Origin of the sequence: Pseudonocardia kunmingensis (assembly GCF_006716445.1) — a bacterium.
Lineage (GTDB): Bacteria > Actinomycetota > Actinomycetes > Mycobacteriales > Pseudonocardiaceae > Pseudonocardia > Pseudonocardia kunmingensis.
In genome coordinates this window covers 189,083-209,923 of the sequence record NZ_VFPA01000008.1, presented here as the reverse complement: position 1 = coordinate 209,923, position 20,841 = coordinate 189,083, and the positions used below count along the sequence as shown (strand labels likewise).

The window sequence follows — 20,841 nt, the reverse complement described above, 5'->3', positions numbered from 1 at the left end:
GCAGTTGCAAGGAGCCATCGGTTCGGACTATCTGGATGAGGGATACTGCTCAGATGGACGAGCTCGACCGGCGCGTGATCGCCGCCCTGATCGCCCATCCGCGGGCCAGCTGGCCCGCGGTGGGCCGCGCCGTGCGCGCCTCGGAGGCCACCGTCTCGCGGCGCGCCGGCCGGATTCTCGCCTCGGAGCTGGTGCACGTCGCCGCAACGCTCGACGTGCTGGCCACCGGCCGCGGTGTACCCGTGTTCGTGCGCGTGCGCTGCGAACCGGTCAAGTCGGTCGCGGTGGCGAACGCGCTCACCGAATGGCCGAGCGTGCGGTTCGTCTCACTCGTGTCCGGGGCGGCCGACTGCCTGGTGGAGCTCGTCGCCACCGACCGCAACGACCTGCTGGAGCTGACCGTGCTGCGGCTCCCGCAGCTGGACGGGGTGATCGGCAGCAGCTCCGAGGTGGTGCTGCGCCGCTTCACCACCGGCGTCGGCTGGACCCCGGACTTCCTCGCTCCCGAGGCGGTGGCCGCGCTACGGGCGGAGCGGATCGACCGCTGGGACCGCGCCCAACCCACCCAGCTCTCCCCTCCGTTGACCGAGGTGGACGAGCTGCTGGTGGGCGCGCTGGCCGAGGACGGCCGCATGCGCTGGCGCGACCTCGCGGCCCGAGCCGGGATCATGGAGAGCACCGCGCGGCGCCGGGTGGAGAACCTGTGCCGCAGCGGCGCGATCCGGTTCCGCACGATCGTCGAGCCCGAGACGCTGGGCCTGCCCGTGACGGCGTTCCTCTGGCTCCGGGTCGACCCCCAGCGCGTCGATGCCGTGGCCGAGGAGCTGACCCGGCACCCCGAGGTGATGCTGCTCTGCGCGACGGCGGGCGAGCACACGATGTGCGGCGAGGTGGCGGTGGCGGAGTACCGCGATCTGCACCGCTTCCTGACCGACACGCTCGGCGGCATCCCCGGCATCCGGGACGTGGACGTGACCCTGGGGCTCCGCACGCTCAAGCGAGCCTCGATCGTGCGCCCCTGGTACCCGGGCGCGCCGACCTCGGCCTGACCGGCTCGCGTCCGGCGAGCGGCATCAGGTGACGCGGAACCGCCCGGGCTCGACCTCGACGACGGCGCCGGCACCGATCAGCCGATCCAGGTGCTGAACCGCGGTCCTGCGCTCGACGGTCGGGACGTGCGGCGCGTCGACGTGCGGCCGGTAGACGAGGCGGTGCTCGACGATCTCCGGCACCGATCGCGGCTCGTCGAGGAAGGCCAGCAGTGTGGCGTCCCTCCTCGCCACGACGGCGAGGAAGTCGTCGAGCCGTCGCCGGAACTCCGTCGCGCCCTCGATCACACCTTTCTGGTGGAACGTGCCGTACCAGCGCGCCTCGATCTCGCGGCAACGCCGCATCGAGGCCTCGAAGTCCGCGAGGCTGCTGCCGACGTCCCCGTAGTACGGGCCGAAGGAGCTCAGGTCGATGTCCGCCACGAAGAGGAACCCGTCCGGTTCGATCAGCAGCCCGCTGTGGCCTGCGGTGTGGCCGGGCAGGTGCACGACGGTCACCGTGCGCCCGCCGAGATCGAACGTGGTGCCATCGGTGAGCCCCGTTGCGTCCGGACGGTCCTGGAGGTGGAACTCGTTCCGAAGGCTCTCGTCGACACCGTCGGCAACGTGGGGTGGCAGACCGTAACCCGCGAGCATGAGCTCGTGGGAGCGCACCGCGGGAAGGTCCGCCTCGTGGACGTGTACGGGCACCTCGTAGCGCACGAGACCGGCGACATGGTCCTCGTGCGCATGGCTCACGACGACCGCGTCCGCGGGCGGTGCCACGGCGACGAGCGACAGGGACGGATCGACGACCACGGTCTCGGCGGCGCCGCGTACGAGCAACGAGTTGCCGTAGGGATAGGCACCGCGGCGGGCGCCTGCCAGCACGGTGACACCGCCGTACTCGATCTCCGTGTACTCGGGTGAAGCCATGCCGGTCACCGCTGGTCCGGAACGCGGGAACCGGCCGCATGGTCTCGCCGGTGGGCCTCGCGCGCGGGGAGCAGGTGGAAGGCGAGCGAGGCGCGCAGGTCACCGCAGGTCACCGCGCGGTGGCCGTAGGCGCTCACGGCTCGACCCGCCTCTCTGCCGACCCCTTCGCCGTCTGCGGCACCGCCATGCGACCGATCCCGGAACGGAACGGCTGCGCGGCCACGGCGAGGCCCCGCAGCGCGCGGTCGTACGCCGCGGCCAACGCATCCTCCGCGGCGTAGTCGAACGGGTCGGTCGTGCCGGTGCGGCGCATCTCGGACTCGTGGTCGAGCATCCACCGCACCGCCTCGACGATGCCGTCCGGCAGGGAGATCACGTCGCGATAGCCCAGCTCCTCGCGGAGGCGGGTGGTGTCGACGATGCAACTCGGGGACTCCGCGCCGCCGAACGCGGACACCGCCAGCCCGGGGTTCGGGAGCTCCCGGGGCATCGAGCGGATCTCGAGCTCACCGCCTGCCGCCTCCGCGACGAGCTGCACCCACTGCCGGACGGTCACCAGATCGTCGTCCGCGACGTTGTAGGCCTGGCCCTTCGCGACCGACGGCCGGTCGACGGCGAGGAGCACCGCCTCCGCGGCGTTGCGCGCAGCCGCCCGAGAATGGATGTTGTGCCCGCCGTCGACGAGCATCATCCAGGGTCGGCCGTCGAGGACCCGGCGCACGACGTTCCACTCCCAGGCGTAGGGGTTCCGCGGGCCGTAGATCGTCGGGTACCGCAGGTAGGTGGCGCCGAACGCGCCGCGTCGGGCGAGGTCGAACACGAGCTCCTCGGTGGCCCGGATGGGCCCGGCCGCGTAGCCGGCGAACCTCGGCGCGTCGACGTCGACCAGGGGATGCGTCTCCTCGCGAACGGGCAGCGCCACCCCGTACGGGAACATCTCCGCGGGATTGACGTAGCCCTTGTAGACCGGCGTGCCGCCGACGGCCACGAAATGGTCGCATCGACCGGCGACGTGCCCGGCCAGCAACCGGACCTTGCCATAGGTCGCGACGACCGTGTCGAAGCAGCGCTCGCCGAGCGACTCCCGGATCCCCTCCTCGGTGAACGGGCTCCCGTGCAGGTGCGGGACGTCCGGCAGCCCGTTCGCCTCGTGCCGGCCCGTGTGGAAGATCGTCACGTTGTGGCCGCGAGCCAGGAGACCCTCGACGATCGGCGGGCCGGTCGGCCCGGTACCACCCACGACCAGCACGTCGCGCACCGTCGTCCACCTCTTCCTGGGTCGCGCTGCCTGACGGGGGCGACCTGGCTCCCGGCGGCATATGCAACCACCGCTGTATACCGAACGTTGTATCTTGCGTCAATGCCAGCTCGGATCGACGCGGACGCGCGACGGCGGGACATCGCCCGGCTCGCCGCCCGGCTCGTCGCCACGCACGGGGCCGACAACATCTCGCTGCGCTCGTTGGCCGCGGCGGCCGGCGCCAGCACGACCGTCATCACGCACTACTTCGCCAACAAGGCCGAGGTGCTGGAAGCGGCCTACCGGGCCTCCGTGGACCAGGCGCGGGAACGGGTCGAGGCGCTCCCGGGCGACGACGATCCGCGCCGGGTCCTGCTGCTCTGCGAGGCCGTGCTCCCCCTGGACGAGCCCCGCCGGACGAACTGGCTGACGTGGCTCGCCTTCGTCGGCGCCGCGATCAGCGAGCCGCGCATGGCCGAGCTCCAGCGACGCCGCGTGGCCGGCCACCGCGAGCTGCTGACTCATGCCATCGCCGCCGCCAAGCGAGCAGGGCGGGTGCATCCCGAGCGGGACGCCCTCGACGAGGCGCGTGGACTCCTGGCGCTCGTCCACGGAGTAGCCAGCCATGCCGTCTTCGACCTGGAGGACTGGCCTGCCGAGCGACAGCTGGACACCGTGCGCGCGTTCGTCGCACAGCTGGCGACACCCCCTGCGCCGCCGCGACCGGGGTCGAAGGCCGCGTCCTAGGCGCCGCGACGTCGAGGTGGTACCCGACGACGAGAAGCGCGCTTGTCCGTCAAACAACCGGTTGATAGTGTGCGGCCCGCTGACGCCCGGTGGGACCCACGATCAACGAGGATTCGCATGCATGCGACGGGCACGACCTGGTACTCACGCCGACCCGGAGCGCTGGTGATCGCGATCTGCTTCGCGACCGTCATCCTCGACGGGTACGACCTCGTCGTGTACGGGGCGATCGTGCCGGCGCTGCTGGACTACGAGCCGTGGGGCCTCGACGCGGCGGCCGCCGGCCTCATCGGCAGCCTCGCACTCGTCGGCATGGCCGTGGGCGCGCTCTGCTCGGGCTGGCTGACCGACCGGCTCGGCAGGCGGCGCCTGGTACTGGCGGCGATCACCTGGTTCAGCGCGGCCACGGCCCTGTGTGCCGTAGCGCCGAATGCGGAGGTCTTCGGGCTGCTCCGATTCGTCGCCGGGATCGGGCTCGGCGGTGTCCTGCCGTCGGCGATCGCCCTCACCGTGGAGTTCGCCCCGCCGAACCGGCGCCAGCTGTACAACTCGATCATCCACGCCGGGTACTCCGTCGGCGGCGTGATCTGCGCGGCGGTGGCGATCTGGCTGCTGCCCACCGGAGGGTTTCGGGTCCTGCTGCTCGTGGGCGCCGCCCCGTGGCTGATCCTGTTCCCGATCGCGCTGCGGTGGCTGCCGGAGTCACCGTCGTGGCTGGTCGCACGCGGGCGCCTGGACGAGGCCCGCGAGCTGGCCATCCACCACGGACTCGACCCGGAGACCCTCACGGCGGGAGCCACGACCTCGAAGGTCCGGACGAGCGAGATCTTCGGCCGGTACCGGCGCTGGACGATCCTGTTCGTGCTGATCAGCTTCTGCGGACTGCTGCTCAGCTACGGCGTGGGCACCTGGCTCCCGCAGATCATGCGCCAGGCCGGGTACCCGCTCGGCTCCGCCATCTCGTTCCTCCTCGTGCTCAACCTCGGCAACGTCATCGGCACCCTGCTGATCGCCTCCGTCGCGGACCGCATCGGGTCGAGGCGGGCGATCCCGATCGCACTGACCGTCGGCGCGGTCAGCCTGGTGCTGCTGAGCATCCCCCTGCCGCAGGTGCTGCTGTACGTGCTGGTCACGCTGCTCGGCTTCGGCGCGATGGGGTCTCAGATCCTCGTCAACGGGTTCGTGGCGGCGTCCTACCCGTCCCGGATCCGCGCCTCCGGCCTCGGCTTCGTGATGGGGGTCGGGCGGCTCGGCGGGATAGCCGGTCCGTACGCGGTCGGGCTGCTCATCACCGCCGAGCTGGGCTTCCAGTGGAACTTCTGGTTCTTCGCCGCCTTCGCGGTGATCGCGGTGGTGCTGACCCTTTCCCTCGGCCGGCACCCGGACGAGCGGACCCCGACGACGGGCGTTCCCGGGCGGGTGGCGGGCTGACATGGGCCTGCACCACGTCGGGCTCCGGGTGGCGGACCTGGACCGCGCCACCGGCTTCTACCGTCAGCTCGGCGCCGAGGTCCTCGCTCCGCCACTCGCGCTGGGCGGGCGCGGTGCGGCGCTCGCCATGGCGGCGTCCCCCGAGATCCGGGTCCGGATCGTCCTGCTGGCCTTCCCCGACGGCACAGGCGTGGAGCTGTTCGAGTTCGGCGGTCCGACCCGGCCGGACTGGCTGGAACAGCCGCATGCGGACGCCCGCCTGCCCCATCTGGGCATCCAGGTCGACGACGTCGACGCCGCCCTCGACCGGGCGGAGCGGGCCGGCGGGGCCCGGCTGTGGCCGAAGCCCTCGCACTGGGGGCCGGTCCGCGTCGTGTACCTGCATGATCCGGACAGGAACGTCGTCGAGCTGCTCGACGGCCCGCTGAGCGCGGTCGCCGCGGTCGCCGGGGGGAACGGCGGCGACTGACCGGGGCACCCGCTCAGCGCACCCGCTCAGCCCGCGGCGAGGATCTCGCGGACCCGGGCGAGGACCTTGTACGAGAAGCCGGTCAGGGCGGGGTCCGCGAGGCCGGTCACGTTCCAGAGCACGACGTCGCGGAGACCGGCCTCGACGTAGGCGCCGACCTGGTCGGCGATCTGCTGGGCGGTCCCGCAGAACGCGGCGTACCGCACGACCTCGGGAGGGATGGCGGCGACGACCCGCTCGGCCTCGGCGCGGTCGACGCGGGACGGGATGAACGAATGGAACCCGGAGCCACCGCTGAACGGGGCGGGCACCCCGTGGTCGCGGTACACGCCCTCGGGCAGCAGGACGCACAGCATCCGGATCAGCGGGTGCCGGCACATCCGCGTGAGGGTGTCCTCGTCGGGAGCGCAGAGCACGTAGCCGAGCATCGAGGGGGTGATCCCGGCCGGGTCCCGGCCCGCGTCCTCGGCCGACCGGCGGATGGCCTGCAGTCGGTCGGCGTACTGCTCCGGCGTGCTCTTCGTCGGCAACCAGCCGTCGCCGTGCCGGCCGACCAGCTCGAGCATGCGCGGACCGTGCGCGGCGATCCAGATCGGCGGCTCGGCGCCCCCGAACGGGTCGAGGCCGAGCACGGCGTCCTCGAGCCGGTAGAAGTCGCCCTCGAAGTCGATCGCACCCTCTGCCCGCCACAGCAGCCGGACGACCTCGATCGCCTCGGCCAGCCTCGCCGTCGGCCTGCTCCAGTCCATCCCGTACGGGGAGATGTTGAGCCGCTCCCCCGACCCGAGCCCGAGGATCGCGCGGCCGCCGGCGAAGTGCTGCGCCGTCAGCGACGCCCGGGCCAGCATCGCCGGGTGCTGTCGCAGGGTGTCGGTGACCCCGACCCCCACCGTGATCCGGGTCGTCGCGGCGCCGGCCACGGCCATCGCCTGGAACGGATCGAACTGCGCGTGGGGGTTGGGTTGCACCTCGGCGATCGGGGTGAGATCCGAGGTCCAGAGCGAGTCGGGGTGCCACGCCATCAAGTGGCACGGGTACCAGGTGGCGTCGTAGCCGTCGGCCTCCGCGCGCGCCGCGGCCGGGGCGACCCGGTCCGCGGGCGGCCCGAAGTGCCCGGGCACCCCGACGGTGACCGGGCCGCCCATCAGTACCGCACCGTGTCGGCGAAGAACGGCAGCCGCTCCCCCAGCACCGCCTCGGCCGCGGTGATCCCGGCCCGGGCGGCCTTGTCGATCCCGATCCCCCGGGACCGGACGGTGTCGCCGGTGAGGAACAACCCGTCGATCTCGCGGACCCGGGTGTCGGGCCGGACCGCCCCGACGAGCCCCGGCTTGTTGACCACCCCGTAGGTGGTGACGAGGTGCTTCTTCGTCCACAGGGCGCCCTTGGCGGCCGGCAGCATCTCCTCGACGTCGAGCCAGAACTCGTGGAACTTGCGGTCGAGCCACGCCTTGTCCCCGTAGTGCTCGGTGGCGTCGAACGCCGCGCCCACGCAGCTGAGGTACTCCCCGGGCGGGGAGACGCCCGGGTCGTAGCCGGTGAAGTTGAGGGTGAAGCCGCCGAGCCCGGCGCGCGGGGTGGCCGTGAAGCTGGCCATCTCCAGCTCGGACATCGCGATCACCGGCTCCTTCGCGGCGATCCAGTAGCCCAGCCAGCACGCCTTGTTGCGGTTGTTGGCCAGCATCCGCACCCGCTGCAGCAGGTTCTGCGGCAGCACGCCCTCGTCGAAGAGTCCGGGCACGTTCCACACCGGAGCGTTGACGACGACCACGTCCGCCTCGAGCACCTCGCCGTCGGCGGAACCAGGGCGCTCCGGGTTGCGCAGCCGCGCACCCTTGACCTCACCGCCGGAGACCAGGACCCGCGCGACGGTGGTCGAGCGGCGCAGCTCCCCGCCCCGCGCGACGAACGCCGCGGCCATGTCGTCCCACAGCTTCTCCCAGCCGCCCATCGGCCAGTACGAGTAGCCCGCGGTCCGCTTGCGCTCGTAGTGCATCTTGCGGACGTACAGGTTCTCCGAGGCCGAGTGGTCGTACCACTTGTCCGTGATCTGCTCGAGGATCGAGATGGCCTCCCACACCGTGTACACCCCCTCGTCGGAGGTGTGCTGCGCCATCCACTCACGCAGCGGCAGGTGGTCGAGCCGGTCCAGGTCCGCGTAGTCGGTCGCGGTGAGCGCGCGGATGCAGCGCTTGAGGCCGTCCTTGGCCGCGCCGCTGTAGAGCTCCTGGATCGGCTTCCACCGGTCACGGTCCCAGAACGGCATCGCGTCACTGCGCTCGCTGTGGGTCAGCGGGATCCCGACCAGCTCGCACACCCGGGTCAGGCTGTCCCCGGGATCGACGATCAGGTGCGACCCGAGCCCGATCTGGTGCCCCCGGTACCGGTGCTCCATCGCCCGCCCGCCGAGGTAGGCGTGCTTCTCCACCAGCGCGACCCGCTTGCCCTGGTCGGCGAGGATCAGCGCCGAGGCCAGCCCCGCCGCCCCGGCCCCCACCACGATCGCGTCATAACGCATCATATCGATCCTCCACCAGATATACAACAATGGATGTATAACGTGGGTTGTACAGCGCGTCAACGCCCGTGAGGCACAGGGCACGCTCTGCCCACCATACGGCCGGTAGACAGGGGGTCCGGCTCGTCGCCAGAATCGGCGTGCCACGCGGAGGGAGCGACGGTGACGAGCGCAGCGACGACAGGGCCGGGAGCACGCCGGTGGATCGAGGCGACCACGCTGGGCGACCTGCTCGACCGGCGCGCCGTCGAACGCCCCGACGACGATGCGGTGGTGTTCCCGGACGCTCGGGCGTCCTACGCCGAGCTCGCCGGGCGCGCCCAGTGGTTCGCGCGCCGGCTCGCCGGGCTCGGCGTCCGGCGCGGTGACCGGGTGGGGATCCTGCTCCCCGCAACGGTCGACCTGCTCGCCGTCCTCTTCGGGGCAGCGAAGCTCGGGGCCATCGCGGTGCCGGTGAACGCACGCTTCAAGTGCGTGGAACTCGCCCAGATCGTCGCCCATTCGGGGATGCGGGTGCTGGTGACCGACGCGGCGTCGACCGGGCTGCTGCACGAGACGTTTCCCGGCGTGTCCGGGCACGCGGGCGGCGAGCTCGGCCTCGCCGACGCACCGGAGCTGCGGCACGTCCTCGTCCTCGATGGCACCGAGGTTCCCGACACCGAGGTTCGCGACACGGCCGCCCCGGGCGTCCAGGACGACGTGGTGTGGGAGTCCCAGGCGTCGGTGCGGGTGCGGGACACCGCTGTGATCGTCTACACCTCCGGCACCACCGCCGCGCCCAAGGGGGCCATGCTCAGCCACGAAGCCCTGGTCCGGCTGCCGACGGCATCGGGGAGCGCATGCAGATCACCTCCGAGGACCGCGTGTGGACCGCGATCCCGCTGTTCCACGGCGGCGGCATCACCTTCGCGTTGAGCGCCATCGCGGCGGGCGCCCCGTTCGTGCACCCCGGGTACTTCGACCCCGCGACCACGCTGGAGTACCTGCGCGACGAGCGGGTCACGATCGCGCTGGCGGCGTTCGAGACGATCTGGATGCCGGTGCTCAACCGGCCCGACTTCGCCCGCTTCGACCTCTCCCGGATCCGGCTGGTGATGGCGGTCGGGGTGCCCGAGCGGCTGCGCGACATGGCCTCCCGGCTGCCGGACGCCGTGCACGTGTCCTGCGTGGCGATGACCGAGTCCTCTGCGTTCCTCACCCTCAACCGGCTCGACGACCCGCCCGACGCCCGAGCCACCACCGGCGGGCACCCGATGCCGGGCATGCAGTGCCGGGTCGTCGATCCGCAGACCGGGGCCGACGTGGACCCCGGCACACCCGGCGAGCTGCTGTTCCGGGGGCCGAACGCGTTCGACGGCTACTTCCGTGATCCCGAGCTCACCGCGCAGGTGTTCGACGCCGAGGGCTGGTTCCACAGCGGCGATCTCGTCGTCGCCGATCCCGAGGGCAGGCTGACGTTCCGGTCCCGTCTCAAGGACATGCTGAAGGTCGGCGGGGAGAACGTCGCTGCCGCCGAGGTCGAGGGGTACCTGCTGAACCACCCCGCCGTGGACATCGTGGCCGTCGTGGGCGCGCCCGACGCGTACTACGTCGAGGTGCCGGCGGCGTTCGTGCAGCTCAAGCCCGGCTCGACGGCGACCGAACAGGAGCTGATCGAGTTCTGCCTCGGCCGCATCGCGACCTACCGGGTCCCCCGCTACGTCCGGTTCATCGGCGGCCCCGGCGACTGGCCCATGTCCGGAACGAAGATCAGGAAGTACGTGCTGCGGGAGCGGATCGCCCGCGAGCTCGAGGCCTGCGGGATCACCGAGGCCCCTCAGTTCCCGAGCCTGCGGCCGTCGTAGCCGCCCCGCCCGTCGCCGACGCCCTCGGCTCCCGTTCTCAGACGGATCGGTCGCGCTCGGCCCAGTACGGTTCGCGCAGCGTGCGCTTGAGGATCTTGCCCGTCGGCGCCTTCGGCAGCGCGTCGACGAACTCGACCGACCGTGGCTTCTGGTAGGACGCGAGGAGGCTCCTGGCCGTCTCGATGATCTCGGCCTCGGTGGCGGTGGTGTCCGGCTTGAGCACGACGAACGCCTTGACGCTCTCGCCCCACTCGTCGTCCGGCACACCGATGACGGCGCACTCGAGCACCGACGGGTGCGCGTTCACGGCCTCCTCCACCTGGACCGAGTAGATGTTCTCGCCGCCCGAGATGATCATGTCTTTCGCCCGGTCGACGATGAACACGTAGGAGTCGGCGTCCCAGGTGGCGATGTCGCCGGTCCACATCCAGCCGTCGTGCAGCGTCTGCGCGGTGAGGTCGGGCCGGTTGAGGTAGCCGAGCATGTTCGCCTCGGACCGCACGACGATCTGCCCTGCGGTCCTCCCGTCCTTGGGCACCGGCACGCCGTCGGGGTCGACCACCCGCACGCTCGTGACGAAACCCTCCCGACCGCAGGAACGCAGGCGCTCGGGATGGATGCCGCGCACCGCGTCGGTGTGGTCCTCCTGGGACAGGAAGCACATCGTCGTGCCCTCGGTCTGCCCGTAGCCCTGGATCAGCGTGCACGGGAAGTGCTCCAGCGCCGCTTTGACCACCGCGGAAGGCATCGGGCCGCCGCCGTACTGGATGTTGCGCAGGCTCGAGATGTCGAACTGCGAGAAGCCCGGGACGGCCATCATCCAGTTGAGCATCGTGGTGATCCCGAGGAACGCCGACACCCGCTCGGCCTCGATGATCTCCAAGGCGGTGCGGGCCTCGAAGTTCATCAGCACCAGCGGGCAGCCGTGACGCATGTAGTTCATCGAGAGCACGACCGGGATGTGGTACATCTGCCCGGTCAGCATGTAGACATCGGTCGGCACGATCCGCTCGGCCACCGTCTGGTTCCACATACCGAACGCGGCGCTCTTGTGCGAATGCAGCGCGCCCTTCGACTCCCCCGTCGTCCCGCCCGTGTAGAGGATGAAGAACGGGTCGTCGTCCCCGACCCGGCTCGACCACTCCGGCTCGTCGGGGCTGCTGCGCGCGATGAGTTCCTCGTAGCTGCCGTCGCCGCCGTCGCCGTACTGCAGCCAGTGCGGGACGTCGACGGCGGCCTGCAGCTCCTTCGCGGTATCCAGCCACTCATCCGAGGCCAGCAGCGCCTTCGGGGAGGCGTCGGTGACGATGCGGCCCAGCTCGGCGGTGCCCAGGCGCCAGTTCAGCGGCTGCGCGACGAGCCCGGCACGGCCCGCGGCGTAGTAGAGCTCCTGGTACTCGATCGCGTTCTTGGCCAGGATCGCGACCCGGTCCCCCTGGGCCAGCCCGAGGCCGCCGTCTCCCGTGCCGCGCAACCCGTTCGCCAGCCGGCGCACCCGCTCGTCCAGGGTGCGCCAGTTCGTCCGCCGCCCCGTCGGGACGTCGACGATCGCGTCCCTCTCGGGCGTCAGTGCCGCCCACTTCGCGGGGATCCGTCCGATGTTGACCATGTCCGCCCCTCGGCTCAGTAGGGCAGGTCCAGGTAGATGTGCCGCTGGGAGATCAGCCATCGGCCGTCCCGGTTGACGAGCTCGTCGCGGTACCACCCGGACGAGAGCACCCGCGCGGCGCCGTTCTCGACCGAGAGCAGGGTGAGGTTGCTGGTGGTCGAGGCCGTGTCCGCGGTCTCCTTGGTGAGCACCAGGTTGCTGATGTTGTGGCGGCGCTGGTCGGTCTGCGCCGCGAGCGAATCGGCGTGCAGCTTCCGGATGGCGTCGCGCCCTTCGAACGGGCCGATCGGGTCGCCGTCACGCCCGATCTGCAGGGTCATCGTGGCGGTCTCGGTGAACTGGGCCGCGATGAGGTCGACGTCGTTCTCGTCGTATCCCCAGGCAGCGAGTCCGAGGACGTTCTCGATCTCCGCACGTGCCGTCATGGTGGTTCCTCTCCGATGCTCGGTCCGCTCCGCGAGCTGCGCTCAGGAGGCGGGGTGAAGGTGAGGCGCAGCGCGGCGGGAGCCCGGGTGAAGACGCCGTGCTCGGCCGGCGGGGCGCCGTCGGCGAAACGGATGTCGTGCATCGCGTCGAGCAGGTGGGCGATGCCCGTCTCCAGCTCGGTGCGGGCCAGCAGCGCACCGACGCAGAAATGGCGGCCCAGCGCGAACGCCGTGTGGTTGGCCCCGGCCGTGTAGGCCCGGCCCATGTCCAGGTCGTCGCGGTGGATGTCGAACGTGTCGGGGTCCCGGAAGCGCTCGGGGTCGCGGTTCGCGGCGCCGATCAGGCAGGTGAGCGTCTTCCCGGCCTCCACGACGCCACCCGAGAGCCGGACGGGTTCCGCGGGCTGACGCATGATCATGTGCACCGGCGGCGAGTAGCGCAGCGTCTCGGCGAACGCCGCGGAGATCAGGGACCGGTCCTCGCGCACGTCCTGGAGCTGGTCGGGGTGCTCCACGAGGTTGCGCATCACGCTCGCGATGGCCTTGTCCGTGGTCTCCCCGCCCGCGGTGAGCAGGAGGCTGCAGAACGCCTTGATCTCCTCGTCGGTCATCCGGACACCGTCGATCTCCGCGGTGCACAGCGTGGAGAGCAGGTCGTCGCCCGGGGCCTCGCGGCGCTGCCGGATGATCGGCAGCATGTAGGCCTCGAACTCCTCCTTGGTGCGCAGGCCCTGCGCGGTGACCTGCTCGTCCCCGGCCAGGTTGGACAGGAACGCCATGATCGAGCTGTACCAGCGGTGGAAGTGCTCGTGGTCGCTCTTGGGCAACCCGAGCATGTCCACGATGACGTTGATCGGGAAGCGGGTGGCGTACCGGTCGACGAGGTCGACGTGCCCGTCGCCGCGGAAGGCGTCGACGAGTGCGCGCGAGTTCTGATCGATGACCGGCACGAACTTCTCGGCGAGCTCGCGGCCGCGGAACGCGGGGGCGACGAGGTTGCGGTGCGTGGAGTGCTCGCGCCCGTCCATCTGGAGGATGGTGCGCCCGTGTACCGGCTCGAGCTGCCAGTCGTAGTTCCGGCTCGTGAACACCGGGTCCTTGAAGGCGCGCTCGACATCGACGTAGCGGCTGATGACGTAGCTCTGCGTCGCGTCGTGCCAGATCAGCGGGTGGTTCTCGCGCAACGCCCGGTATGCCGTGTAGGGGTCGGCGGCGAACTCGGGCGAGAGGATGTCGGGCGCCGATGCGGTGGGCGTGGACACGGGGCCTCCGGACGTCGTCGTACGGAATCGCCTAACAGCCGTTTGGTAGCGGAGGTTAGCATCCGCGCAGCTGCCGGACCAGCCCGCGGGTGTCGTACCACGTCGTAACATTCGTGATCAGGCCGTCGCGCACGTCGAACACGTCGAGGGCGTCGAAGACGATCGGCCCCCCGTCCCGCAGGCGCCCGGTGAAGCGGATCTCGCAGACGACCGCGTTCTCGGCCTCGATCCACCGGGTCACGGCGTCGTGGTGCTCGGCGTAGCCGGACAGTACGGCCGGGAAGTGCGCCAGCGCCGCGTCCCGGCCGACGACCGGCGGCGCGCCGACGGTGTGGATCTCGACGTCGGGCGCGAACACCGCGGCGAGATCGGCGAACCGGCCGGAGTTGATCGCCGCGAAGTAGCCCTCCACGGCCCGGCGCCCGGCGCTCGTCTCAGTCACCCAGCAGCCCCTTCAGCTCGTTCATCGCCTGGAAAGACCACTTCGCCAGCGACGGGTCGCCGAACGGCGTGATGTTCCACATGACCAGGTGGCGCAGCCCGTTCTCGCGGTACTCGGCGACCTCCTGCGCGACCTGCGCGGGTGTGCCGCAGAACGCGTAGTGGCGAACCACCTGCGGCGGGATCGCGTCGATGATCCGCAGCGACTCGGCGCGGTCGACCGTGGTCGGGATGAAGTCGTGGAAGCCCGAGCCGTGCGGGCCGCCCTCCAGCGGGGGTTCGACACCGAGATCGCGGAACACCTGCGAGGGCAGCAGCACGCACAGCGCGCGCACGAGGGGGGCCTCGATGAGGCGGCGGACCGCGTCCTCGTCCGGCCCCATGAGGATGTAGCCGAGCATGCCGGGCGTGAGGTTCGCCGGGTCCCGGCCGGCGTCCTGCGCAGCCTGGTTGATCACGGTGAGCGACTTGCCGTAGTCGGCCGCCGTCATCTTCGTGGGCAGCCAGCCGTCGGCCTTCGCACCGGTCAGGCGCAGCATCCGCGGCCCGTGTGCGGCCGTCCAGATCTCCGGCGGCCGCCCGCCGAAGGGCTGGAGCCCCAGCACCGCCTTCTCCAGGGTGTGGAACGTCCCCCGGTAGTCGACCGGTCCGTCGGCCTCCCAGAGCAGACGCATGACGTCGATGCCCTCGGACAGGCGCGCGACCGGCTTCTCGAACGACATCCCGTACGGGGTGATGTTGAGCTTCTCCCCGCTGCCCAGCCCGATGATCGCCCGGCCCCGGGTGACGTGGTCGAGCGTGAGCGCGCTCGCCGCGGCCATCGCCGGGTTGCGCCGGATCAGGTCGGTGACGACGACGCCGACCTTGACCCGCTGGGTCTGCGCACCCACCACGCCCATCATGATCAGCGGGTCGAAGTAGGTGTGCGGGTTGGCCTGGACGTTCGCCAGCGGGGTGAGATCGGGCGTCCACATCGTGTCGGCGTGCCAGCCCATCAGGTGGTCCGGCCACCACACGGCGTCGAACCCGTCGGACTCGGCGCGCTGCGCGAACCGCACGGCCGCATCCGCAGGCGGCATGATCTGCCCGGGAACCCCCAGCTGCAGGCGCTGCATCAGTAGCGCCACCCGTCACCGAAGGTCGCGAGCCGGCCGCCCAGGTAGTCCTCCACGCAGGTCAGCGCGGCGCGGGCGGCGCGGTCGGTGCCGATCCCGCGGCTGCGGAAGGTCTCGCTGGCGAACCACAGGCCCTCGACGTTCGGGGCCCGCCAGTGCGGGCGGTACCTGCCGACCAGCCCAGGCATCTGGATCACCCCGAACGACGGCTCGAACACGAGGTGCCTGCGCCGCCACACCGGCGTCGCGAAGCCCGGCCACATCGTCTCGATGTCGCGCTCGAAGGCCTCCATCGTGGCGCGGCACCACTCCCGGTCGCGGCCCTTCGCGCCGGGGATGATCGCGCCCATCACGTGCAGGTGGGTGCCCGGCGGCGAGCACGACGGGTCCATCGCGGACTGGTCGAACATGAACCCGGAGCACTCCGTGGACGGGGTCGCGGTCCAGGTGGCGAGCTCCCGCGGGTCGTACCGGGTGACCGGCTCCTCGGTGGCGAGGTAGAGCCCGAGCCATGCGATGCGGAACTTGTCCTGGGCGAGGAACTCGATCTGGGAGGCGTACCACTCGGGGAGCGCGCTGCGCGGCACGACGCCCAGCACGTTCCACACGGGCAGCGTCGAGATCACGGCGGAGGCCTCGAGGATCTCCTCCTCGAAGAACTCGTTCGGCATGATCTTCGGCTCGCGGCCGATCGCGACACCCCTGACCTCGCCGTTCTCGATCACGACGCGCTCGACCGAGGTTCCGAGTCGCAGCTCGCCGCCGTTCTCGGTGATGGCATCGGCGAGGTCGCGCCACATGCCGTCCCAGCCCTGCCCCGGCCAGAACGAGTAGGCCGCGGTGCCCCGCTCCTCGAAGTGCATCTTGCGGACGTAGAGGTTGTCGCTGGCCGAATGGTCGTACCAGTTGTCGGTCATGCACTCGAGCACCGAGATGAACTCGAACAGGTCGACGACGCCCTGGTCGTCGGTGTACTGGTGGATCCACTCGCGCAGCGAGCGGTCGTCCCAGTCGTCGAGCGCCTCGTACGGGGTGTCGACGAGGGCCCTGATGACCTTCTTCAGCTCGGACCGGTCGGTGTAGCGGTCCCGGATCGACCCCCAACCCTTGCCGTTCTCCCAGATCGGCATGTCGTTGCTGACCTCGCCGTGGACCAGCTCCTTGCCGACGTGCTCGAAGACCTTGGTCAGCCCCGAGCCCCCGTCCTCGACGAGATGGCCTCCGAGGTTGACGGTGAACCCCTCGTCCGGGACGGCCAGCGCGCGGCCCCCGAGGTACGGGCTGCGGTCGAGCACCACGACCCGCTTGCCCTCCTTGGCCAGCAGCGCGCCCGCGGTCAGCCCGGCGGCCCCTGCCCCGATCACCACGACGTCGTAGCTCGGCATGACACCTCTCTCTACCAAACGCCCGTTTTACGTTCTCATGCCCGGCCGACCCGTGCAACCACCGCCGTCCCCGACACGGCGCGCACCACGTCGCCGTCGCGCTCGACGTCCAGCCAGACCTCGCACTCGATCTCGCCGGGCCCGACGGCGGTCACCCGCCCGCCGGCGACGACCCGCTCGCCGCCGAACACGTTGTCCTGCAACCGGAACCGCGACGACCGCACCCGGTCGGCCCCGCCGGCCCACCGCACCAGCATCGTGTGCACCCAGCCCAGGTTGATCGGCCCCTGGTTGACGACGCGCTCGCCGAACCCGAGTGCCGCTGACACGTTCGGATCCAGGTGGATCATGTTCGGGTCATCCAGCAGCGCGGCGACCGTCTTCATGTGCGCCGGGTCGGCCACCGCCGCGAACGGGGGCAGCTCGTCCCCGACGGCCGCAGCGGCAGCGGCGTTCTCGGGCGCACTCACGCCACCACCCCCGCCCGCCGCGGGAACACGTACGTCGGCCGGACCGCCGCGTGCACCTCACCGTCCGGACCGACGATCTCGATCAACGCGGTCACCAGGTCGAACACTCCGGTGCGGGCGCCGCGCTTGCGTATCGCGGACTCGACGACCGCGCGCACGGCGTACTCGACGTCCGCGCGCAGCGGCCGGGCGAAGTCCACCGACCACTCCCCCAACATCGGTCCGTCCGCCGACGAGGCCCCGAACATCGCGAAGACCTCCTCGAGGCCCAGCCCGACCCCGCCCTGCGCCGCGAGGAACGCGACGGTCGGGTGCAGGACGCCGTCCGCCGCCTGGGCGCAGCCGAGCGCGTCGCGCAGCAGCCAGTCGACATGGGGTTCGATCCGGGCCCGGCCGCCGGGGAAGCGCCGTCCCACCGTCGCGGCCAACTCGTCCTCGTCCATCACTCGCCACCCTTCGCCCCTCCGCGGATGCTTGTCCACGGTCGGACACCGCTGTTACCTTGTCAAACGATTGGTAGACAGCGCACGGGAGGCCAGCGACGATGCCCGGCACCACCGTCCCGGATCTGCTCGACCAGCGCGCCGACGACGCGCCGGACCACGAGGTCGCCTTCCCCGACCGACGCCTCACCTATCCCGGCCTCGCCGCCGCCGCGAGGCACCTCGCGGGCGCGCTGTGGGCCGCCGGCATCCGGCCCGGCGACCACGTCGGCATGCTCCTGCACGGCGGGATCGACAGCATGACGACGTGGCTCGCCGCCGCGCACCTCGGTGCCGTCGCCGTCCCGGTGAACCCGCGCCTCAAACCCGGCGAGCTCGCCTACATCATCGAGAACGCCGACATGCGGCTGCTGTTCGCCACCGCAGAGCTCGAGCCGGTGCTCGCCGAGGCCCTCCCCGGGCTCACCGGCGCCATCCCCGGCCGGCTCGCCCTGCCCACCGCGCCGATGCTGCGCGCGGTCGTCGCGGTCGAACCGGACGGTCCGACCCCGCGGGGCTGGCTCACCCGCGCCGGATTCGAGGGCGCCCCGACCGACCCCACCGCCGTCGCCGCGGCGCGGGCCGCGGTACGCGCCGCGGACCCCGCGCTGATCCTCTACACCTCCGGTACGACGTCCCGCCCGCGCGGCTGCGTGCTCGACAACGCATCGCTCGTCGCAGAGGGCGAGGCCGTCGCCGAGCGCCTCGGTCTCGGCCCGCAGGACCGGTTCTGGACGCCGCTGCCGATGTTCCACTGCGGCGGGTACGACGTCGCCGTCGCGGCGCTCGCGGGCGGGTGCAGCATGGTCCACGTCGGCGTCTTCGAACCCACCGCCGCGCTGCGCCAGCTCGCCGACGAGCGCTGCACGGTCGCCTTCCCCGCGTTCGAGACGATCTGGCTGCCGGTGCTCGACCACCCGGACTTCCCGACGACCGACCTGTCCGCCCTGCGCATCGTCCTCAACGTCGGCGCGCCCGAGCGGCTGCGCTCCATGCAGGACCGGATCGCCCCGGCGATCCAGATGTCGTCCTACGGCATGACCGAGTCGTGCGGGTTCTGCTGCATCGGCTCCCCGGACGACCCGCCCGAAGCCAGGGCGACGACGAGCGGCACACCGTTGCGGCACATGGAGATCCGCGTCGTCGACCCGGAGACCCGCAGGCCCGTGCCGCCCGGTACGCCCGGTGAGGTGCAGTTCCGCGGCACCTCCCGCATCGCCCACTACCATCGCGACGCCGAGCTGACCGCGGAGCGGATCGACCCCGACGGCTGGTTCGCCTCGGGGGACCTCGCCGTCGCCGACGCGCACGGCAGGCTCACCTTCCTGTCCCGGCTCAAGGACATGCTCAAGGTGGGCGGGGAGAACGTCGCCGCCGCCGAGGTGGAGGGCCTCCTCGCCGGGCACCCCGCGTGCGGCGTGGTGCAGGTCGTCGCCGCTCCGGACGCCCGGCTCGGCGAGGTGCCGGCCGCGTTCGTCCAGCTGCGGCCCGGCGCGAGAACCACCGAGCAGGAGCTGATCGACTACTGCCTCGGCACGGTCGCGACGTTCAAGGTGCCCCGCTACGTGCGCTTCGTGACGGAGTGGCCCATGTCCGGGACGAAGGTGCAGAAGTTCCGGCTGCGCGAGACCATCGCCGCGGAGCTCGCGGAGGCCGGGATCACCGAGGCGCCCCGGCTGACATCGAACCCCGCGCCGGCAGGGGCGCCGTAGGGGCGTGGTCGCTGCCGACCCGACCGCGCGGTTCAGGACACCGTCATGCCGCCGTCCACGACGTGGACACCACCGGTGACCCAACTGCTCTCGTCACTGGCCAGGAACAGTGCCACGGACACGATCTCGTCCAGCGTCCCGAAGCGACGCATGGGGTAGCGCTGCTGCTCGCGTTCGAGCGCGAGCGTCGTGCGCGCCTCGTCGGCCCGTCGACCGCCCGAACCGACCATGGTGGAGAACGACTCGGTGACCAGCGGTGTCGGCGACGTGCCGGGGGCTACGGCGTTCACCCGGACGTTGTGCGGCCCGACCTCCACCGCGGTGGCCTTGGTGAGGCCGATGACCGCGGACTTCGCGGCCGTGTACGGCGCGATCCCGCGAATCCCGATGACCCCCGCCGTGCTCGACTGCGTGATGATCGACCCGCTCCGCTGCTCGATCATCCTCGGCAGCACCGCGCGCATCGACAGCCAGACGCCCGTGAGGTTGACCGCGAGGACCTGGTCCCACAGCTCGGGATCGCACTCGGCGGTGGATCCGACTCCCGGGACCCCGGCGTTCGCGTACAGCACGTCGATCCGGCCGTAGCGGTCCAGCGCGTGTGCGGCCATCCGCTCGGTGTCGGCCTGGCTGCGCACGTCCGTGGTGACCCCTGTCGCCTCGTGCCCCGCGGCCACGATGGCCGCCGCGGTGTCCTCGGCGGTGCCGCGGATGTCCGCGCAGACGACCTTGGCACCCTCGGCCGCGAAGCGCTCGGCCGACGCGCGGCCGATCCCCGAACCCGCTCCGGTGATCACGACGACCTTGCCGTCGAGCCGCATCGCGCCCACCTTGATCGGCGCGCAGCGCCCTGGATCGTTCATGCGAGGTGCCCGATCGTCACCTGACCGCGGCGCCCGCGTCGACCGGCAGAGCCACACCGGTGATGTAGCGGGCCTCGTCACTGGACAGGAACAGCACCGCGTTGCTGATGTCGCTCGACTCCACCCACGGCACGGGCAGCGCGTTGAGCGACATGAAGCCCGGCATCGCCTTCTCCACCGTGGGCTCGGGATCGTCCGGCGCGAACATGCCCCACGTTCCCGGGTTCTGGATCATGTGCGTGTCGACGTTGGTCGGATGCACCGTGTTCACGCGGATCCGGTGCCCGGCCAGCTCGTTGGCCATGGTCCGCATCAGCCCCACGATCCCGTGTTTCGCCGCCACGTAGTGGCCGACCTGCATGATCCCCTTGAGCCCGCCGATCGAGCTCGTGAAGACCATCGACCCACCGCCACGCGCGATCAGGTGCGGCACGGCCGCCTTCGCGGTGTGCCAGACGCCGGTGAGGTTCACGTCCAGCATCTCCTGCCACATCTGTTCGGTGAGCTCCCACGACATCCCGTAGCTCGCGATCCCCGCGTTGGCCACCACGATGTCGAGACCGCCGAGCTCGCCGACGCCCTCGTCCAGCGCCGCGCCGAGCCCGTCCGCGTCGCGGACGTCGGCGACGCGCGCGACGATCCGGCGGTCGAGCTTCTCGACCGCCGCCACGGTCTCGTCGAGATCCTCCCGGGTGGCGAGCGGGTACTTGTCCACCGACGAGATCGGCGCGCACACATCGACCGCGATGATGTCCGCGCCCTCCTGCGCCAGCCGCACCGCGTGGCTGCGGCCCTGCCCCCGCGCCGCGCCCGTGATGAACGCGACCTTCCCCTCGACCCTTCCGTTCACCGTTCCTCCTTCAG

22 protein-coding genes are annotated in these 20,841 nt (G+C 71.4%); 7 read left to right on the top strand and 15 right to left on the bottom strand.

What is annotated here, in order from left to right:
- Nucleotides 1–53 precede the first annotated feature (53 nt).
- Nucleotides 54–1,049 (top strand): Lrp/AsnC family transcriptional regulator, encoded by a 996-nt coding sequence (locus FB558_RS41570; protein WP_170231808.1) that lies wholly within the window; start codon nt 54–56, stop codon nt 1,047–1,049.
- A 24-nt stretch (nt 1,050–1,073) separates the two neighbouring features.
- On the opposite strand, the gene FB558_RS41565 is transcribed toward FB558_RS41570, so the two are convergent.
- Genes FB558_RS41565 through FB558_RS41560 form a run of 3 tightly spaced genes read right to left on the bottom strand, consistent with a single transcriptional unit; the run spans nt 1,074 to nt 3,222 of the window.
- On the bottom strand, nt 1,074–1,964 hold the full coding sequence (locus FB558_RS41565; protein WP_142064929.1) for an MBL fold metallo-hydrolase: 891 nt from the start codon (nt 1,962–1,964) through the stop codon (nt 1,074–1,076).
- A gap of 5 nt (nt 1,965–1,969) precedes the next feature.
- Nucleotides 1,970–2,101, bottom strand: coding sequence for a hypothetical protein (locus tag FB558_RS45400; RefSeq protein ID WP_281288726.1), 132 nt, complete (start codon nt 2,099–2,101; stop codon nt 1,970–1,972).
- Nucleotides 2,098–3,222 carry an NAD-dependent epimerase/dehydratase family protein gene (locus FB558_RS41560; protein ID WP_142064925.1) on the bottom strand — a complete coding sequence of 375 codons (1,125 nt, stop codon included), beginning with the start codon at nt 3,220–3,222 and terminating at the stop codon, nt 2,098–2,100. Before FB558_RS41560 ends, FB558_RS45400 begins: the two co-directional genes overlap by 4 nt.
- Nucleotides 3,223–3,324: 102 nt before the next feature.
- On the opposite strand from FB558_RS41560, the gene FB558_RS41555 reads away from it, so the two are divergent.
- The 3 genes from FB558_RS41555 (at nt 3,325) to FB558_RS41545 (ending at nt 5,851) form a co-directional block, all read left to right on the top strand.
- Nucleotides 3,325–3,951, top strand: coding sequence for a TetR/AcrR family transcriptional regulator (locus FB558_RS41555; RefSeq protein WP_170231807.1), 627 nt, complete (start codon nt 3,325–3,327; stop codon nt 3,949–3,951).
- 117 nt (nt 3,952–4,068) lie between these two features.
- On the top strand, nt 4,069–5,382 hold the full coding sequence (locus FB558_RS41550) for an MFS transporter (RefSeq protein WP_142064922.1): 1,314 nt from the start codon (nt 4,069–4,071) through the stop codon (nt 5,380–5,382).
- A 1-nt stretch (nt 5,383) separates the two neighbouring features.
- The gene (locus tag FB558_RS41545; RefSeq protein WP_142064919.1) at nt 5,384–5,851 is read left to right on the top strand and encodes a VOC family protein; all 468 of its coding nucleotides are present in this window, start codon (nt 5,384–5,386) and stop codon (nt 5,849–5,851) included.
- A gap of 26 nt (nt 5,852–5,877) precedes the next feature.
- On the opposite strand, the gene FB558_RS41540 is transcribed toward FB558_RS41545, so the two are convergent.
- A complete protein-coding gene (locus FB558_RS41540) occupies nt 5,878–6,996 on the bottom strand; it encodes an LLM class flavin-dependent oxidoreductase (RefSeq protein ID WP_142064916.1) in 1,119 nt (372 codons plus the stop codon).
- The gene (locus FB558_RS41535) at nt 6,996–8,372 is read right to left on the bottom strand and encodes a phytoene desaturase family protein (protein WP_142064913.1); all 1,377 of its coding nucleotides are present in this window, start codon (nt 8,370–8,372) and stop codon (nt 6,996–6,998) included. The genes FB558_RS41540 and FB558_RS41535 overlap by 1 nt, the downstream gene beginning before the upstream one ends.
- A 159-nt stretch (nt 8,373–8,531) precedes the next feature.
- Here FB558_RS41535 and FB558_RS45395 point away from each other — a divergent pair, with 159 nt between their 5' ends.
- Nucleotides 8,532–9,284 (top strand): AMP-binding protein, encoded by a 753-nt coding sequence (locus FB558_RS45395; protein WP_170231806.1) that lies wholly within the window; start codon nt 8,532–8,534, stop codon nt 9,282–9,284.
- Nucleotides 9,209–10,213, top strand: coding sequence for a class I adenylate-forming enzyme family protein (locus FB558_RS45390; protein ID WP_142064907.1), 1,005 nt, complete (start codon nt 9,209–9,211; stop codon nt 10,211–10,213). Before FB558_RS45395 ends, FB558_RS45390 begins: the two co-directional genes overlap by 76 nt.
- Before the next feature lie 37 nt (nt 10,214–10,250).
- Here FB558_RS45390 and FB558_RS41520 read toward each other — a convergent pair whose 3' ends face one another.
- The 8 genes from FB558_RS41520 to FB558_RS41485 are packed head-to-tail and all read right to left on the bottom strand — an operon-like array spanning nt 10,251 to nt 17,363.
- Nucleotides 10,251–11,822 carry an AMP-binding protein gene (locus FB558_RS41520; protein WP_142064904.1) on the bottom strand — a complete coding sequence of 524 codons (1,572 nt, stop codon included), beginning with the start codon at nt 11,820–11,822 and terminating at the stop codon, nt 10,251–10,253.
- Between the two features lie 14 nt (nt 11,823–11,836).
- On the bottom strand, nt 11,837–12,247 hold the full coding sequence (locus FB558_RS41515; protein ID WP_142064901.1) for a nuclear transport factor 2 family protein: 411 nt from the start codon (nt 12,245–12,247) through the stop codon (nt 11,837–11,839).
- Entirely contained in the window at nt 12,244–13,509 is a 1,266-nt protein-coding gene (locus tag FB558_RS41510) for a cytochrome P450 (RefSeq protein ID WP_246107142.1), read from the bottom strand. Before FB558_RS41510 ends, FB558_RS41515 begins: the two co-directional genes overlap by 4 nt.
- Nucleotides 13,510–13,564: 55 nt before the next feature.
- Nucleotides 13,565–13,951, bottom strand: a complete 387-nt coding sequence (locus tag FB558_RS41505; protein ID WP_142064895.1) for a nuclear transport factor 2 family protein — start codon at nt 13,949–13,951, stop codon at nt 13,565–13,567.
- Nucleotides 13,944–15,065, bottom strand: coding sequence for an LLM class flavin-dependent oxidoreductase (locus tag FB558_RS41500; protein WP_142064892.1), 1,122 nt, complete (start codon nt 15,063–15,065; stop codon nt 13,944–13,946). Before FB558_RS41500 ends, FB558_RS41505 begins: the two co-directional genes overlap by 8 nt.
- Complete coding sequence (locus FB558_RS41495; RefSeq protein WP_142064889.1) at nt 15,065–16,450, bottom strand: phytoene desaturase family protein; 1,386 nt, start codon at nt 16,448–16,450, stop codon at nt 15,065–15,067. The genes FB558_RS41500 and FB558_RS41495 overlap by 1 nt, the downstream gene beginning before the upstream one ends.
- 35 nt (nt 16,451–16,485) lie before the next feature.
- The gene (locus tag FB558_RS41490) at nt 16,486–16,920 is read right to left on the bottom strand and encodes a MaoC/PaaZ C-terminal domain-containing protein (protein WP_211367220.1); all 435 of its coding nucleotides are present in this window, start codon (nt 16,918–16,920) and stop codon (nt 16,486–16,488) included.
- A complete protein-coding gene (locus FB558_RS41485; protein WP_142064886.1) occupies nt 16,917–17,363 on the bottom strand; it encodes a hypothetical protein in 447 nt (148 codons plus the stop codon). The genes FB558_RS41490 and FB558_RS41485 overlap by 4 nt, the downstream gene beginning before the upstream one ends.
- A 101-nt stretch (nt 17,364–17,464) precedes the next feature.
- Between FB558_RS41485 and FB558_RS41480 the strand changes: the two genes are divergently transcribed.
- Nucleotides 17,465–19,114, top strand: coding sequence for a class I adenylate-forming enzyme family protein (locus tag FB558_RS41480; RefSeq protein ID WP_142064883.1), 1,650 nt, complete (start codon nt 17,465–17,467; stop codon nt 19,112–19,114).
- Nucleotides 19,115–19,146: 32 nt separating this feature from the next.
- Here the strand turns inward: FB558_RS41480 and FB558_RS41475 are convergent, their stop codons facing one another.
- Together FB558_RS41475 and FB558_RS41470 are read right to left on the bottom strand one after the other, a co-directional pair.
- Nucleotides 19,147–19,977 carry an SDR family NAD(P)-dependent oxidoreductase gene (locus FB558_RS41475; RefSeq protein WP_142064879.1) on the bottom strand — a complete coding sequence of 277 codons (831 nt, stop codon included), beginning with the start codon at nt 19,975–19,977 and terminating at the stop codon, nt 19,147–19,149.
- A 16-nt stretch (nt 19,978–19,993) separates the two neighbouring features.
- Entirely contained in the window at nt 19,994–20,827 is an 834-nt protein-coding gene (locus tag FB558_RS41470; RefSeq protein WP_142064876.1) for a mycofactocin-coupled SDR family oxidoreductase, read from the bottom strand.
- Nucleotides 20,828–20,841: the final 14 nt, after the last annotated feature.

What these genes read in the sequence shown, in the direction of transcription:
- FB558_RS41520 (WP_142064904.1), bottom strand. Translation starts at nt 11,822, where the DNA reads ATGGTCAACATCGGACGGATCCCCGCGAAGTGGGCGGCACTGACGCCC.
- FB558_RS41500 (WP_142064892.1), bottom strand. Translation starts at nt 15,065, where the DNA reads ATGCAGCGCCTGCAGCTGGGGGTTCCCGGGCAGATCATGCCGCCTGCG.
- FB558_RS45390 (WP_142064907.1), top strand. Translation starts at nt 9,209, where the DNA reads ATGCAGATCACCTCCGAGGACCGCGTGTGGACCGCGATCCCGCTGTTC.
- FB558_RS41565 (WP_142064929.1), bottom strand. Translation starts at nt 1,964, where the DNA reads ATGGCTTCACCCGAGTACACGGAGATCGAGTACGGCGGTGTCACCGTG.
- FB558_RS41555 (WP_170231807.1), top strand. Translation starts at nt 3,325, where the DNA reads ATGCCAGCTCGGATCGACGCGGACGCGCGACGGCGGGACATCGCCCGG.
- FB558_RS41495 (WP_142064889.1), bottom strand. Translation starts at nt 16,450, where the DNA reads ATGCCGAGCTACGACGTCGTGGTGATCGGGGCAGGGGCCGCCGGGCTG.
- FB558_RS41480 (WP_142064883.1), top strand. Translation starts at nt 17,465, where the DNA reads ATGCCCGGCACCACCGTCCCGGATCTGCTCGACCAGCGCGCCGACGAC.
- FB558_RS41535 (WP_142064913.1), bottom strand. Translation starts at nt 8,372, where the DNA reads ATGATGCGTTATGACGCGATCGTGGTGGGGGCCGGGGCGGCGGGGCTG.
- FB558_RS41545 (WP_142064919.1), top strand. Translation starts at nt 5,384, where the DNA reads ATGGGCCTGCACCACGTCGGGCTCCGGGTGGCGGACCTGGACCGCGCC.
- FB558_RS41515 (WP_142064901.1), bottom strand. Translation starts at nt 12,247, where the DNA reads ATGACGGCACGTGCGGAGATCGAGAACGTCCTCGGACTCGCTGCCTGG.
- FB558_RS41550 (WP_142064922.1), top strand. Translation starts at nt 4,069, where the DNA reads ATGCATGCGACGGGCACGACCTGGTACTCACGCCGACCCGGAGCGCTG.
- FB558_RS41570 (WP_170231808.1), top strand. Translation starts at nt 54, where the DNA reads ATGGACGAGCTCGACCGGCGCGTGATCGCCGCCCTGATCGCCCATCCG.
- FB558_RS41485 (WP_142064886.1), bottom strand. Translation starts at nt 17,363, where the DNA reads ATGGACGAGGACGAGTTGGCCGCGACGGTGGGACGGCGCTTCCCCGGC.
- FB558_RS41475 (WP_142064879.1), bottom strand. Translation starts at nt 19,977, where the DNA reads ATGAACGATCCAGGGCGCTGCGCGCCGATCAAGGTGGGCGCGATGCGG.
- FB558_RS41540 (WP_142064916.1), bottom strand. Translation starts at nt 6,996, where the DNA reads ATGGGCGGCCCGGTCACCGTCGGGGTGCCCGGGCACTTCGGGCCGCCC.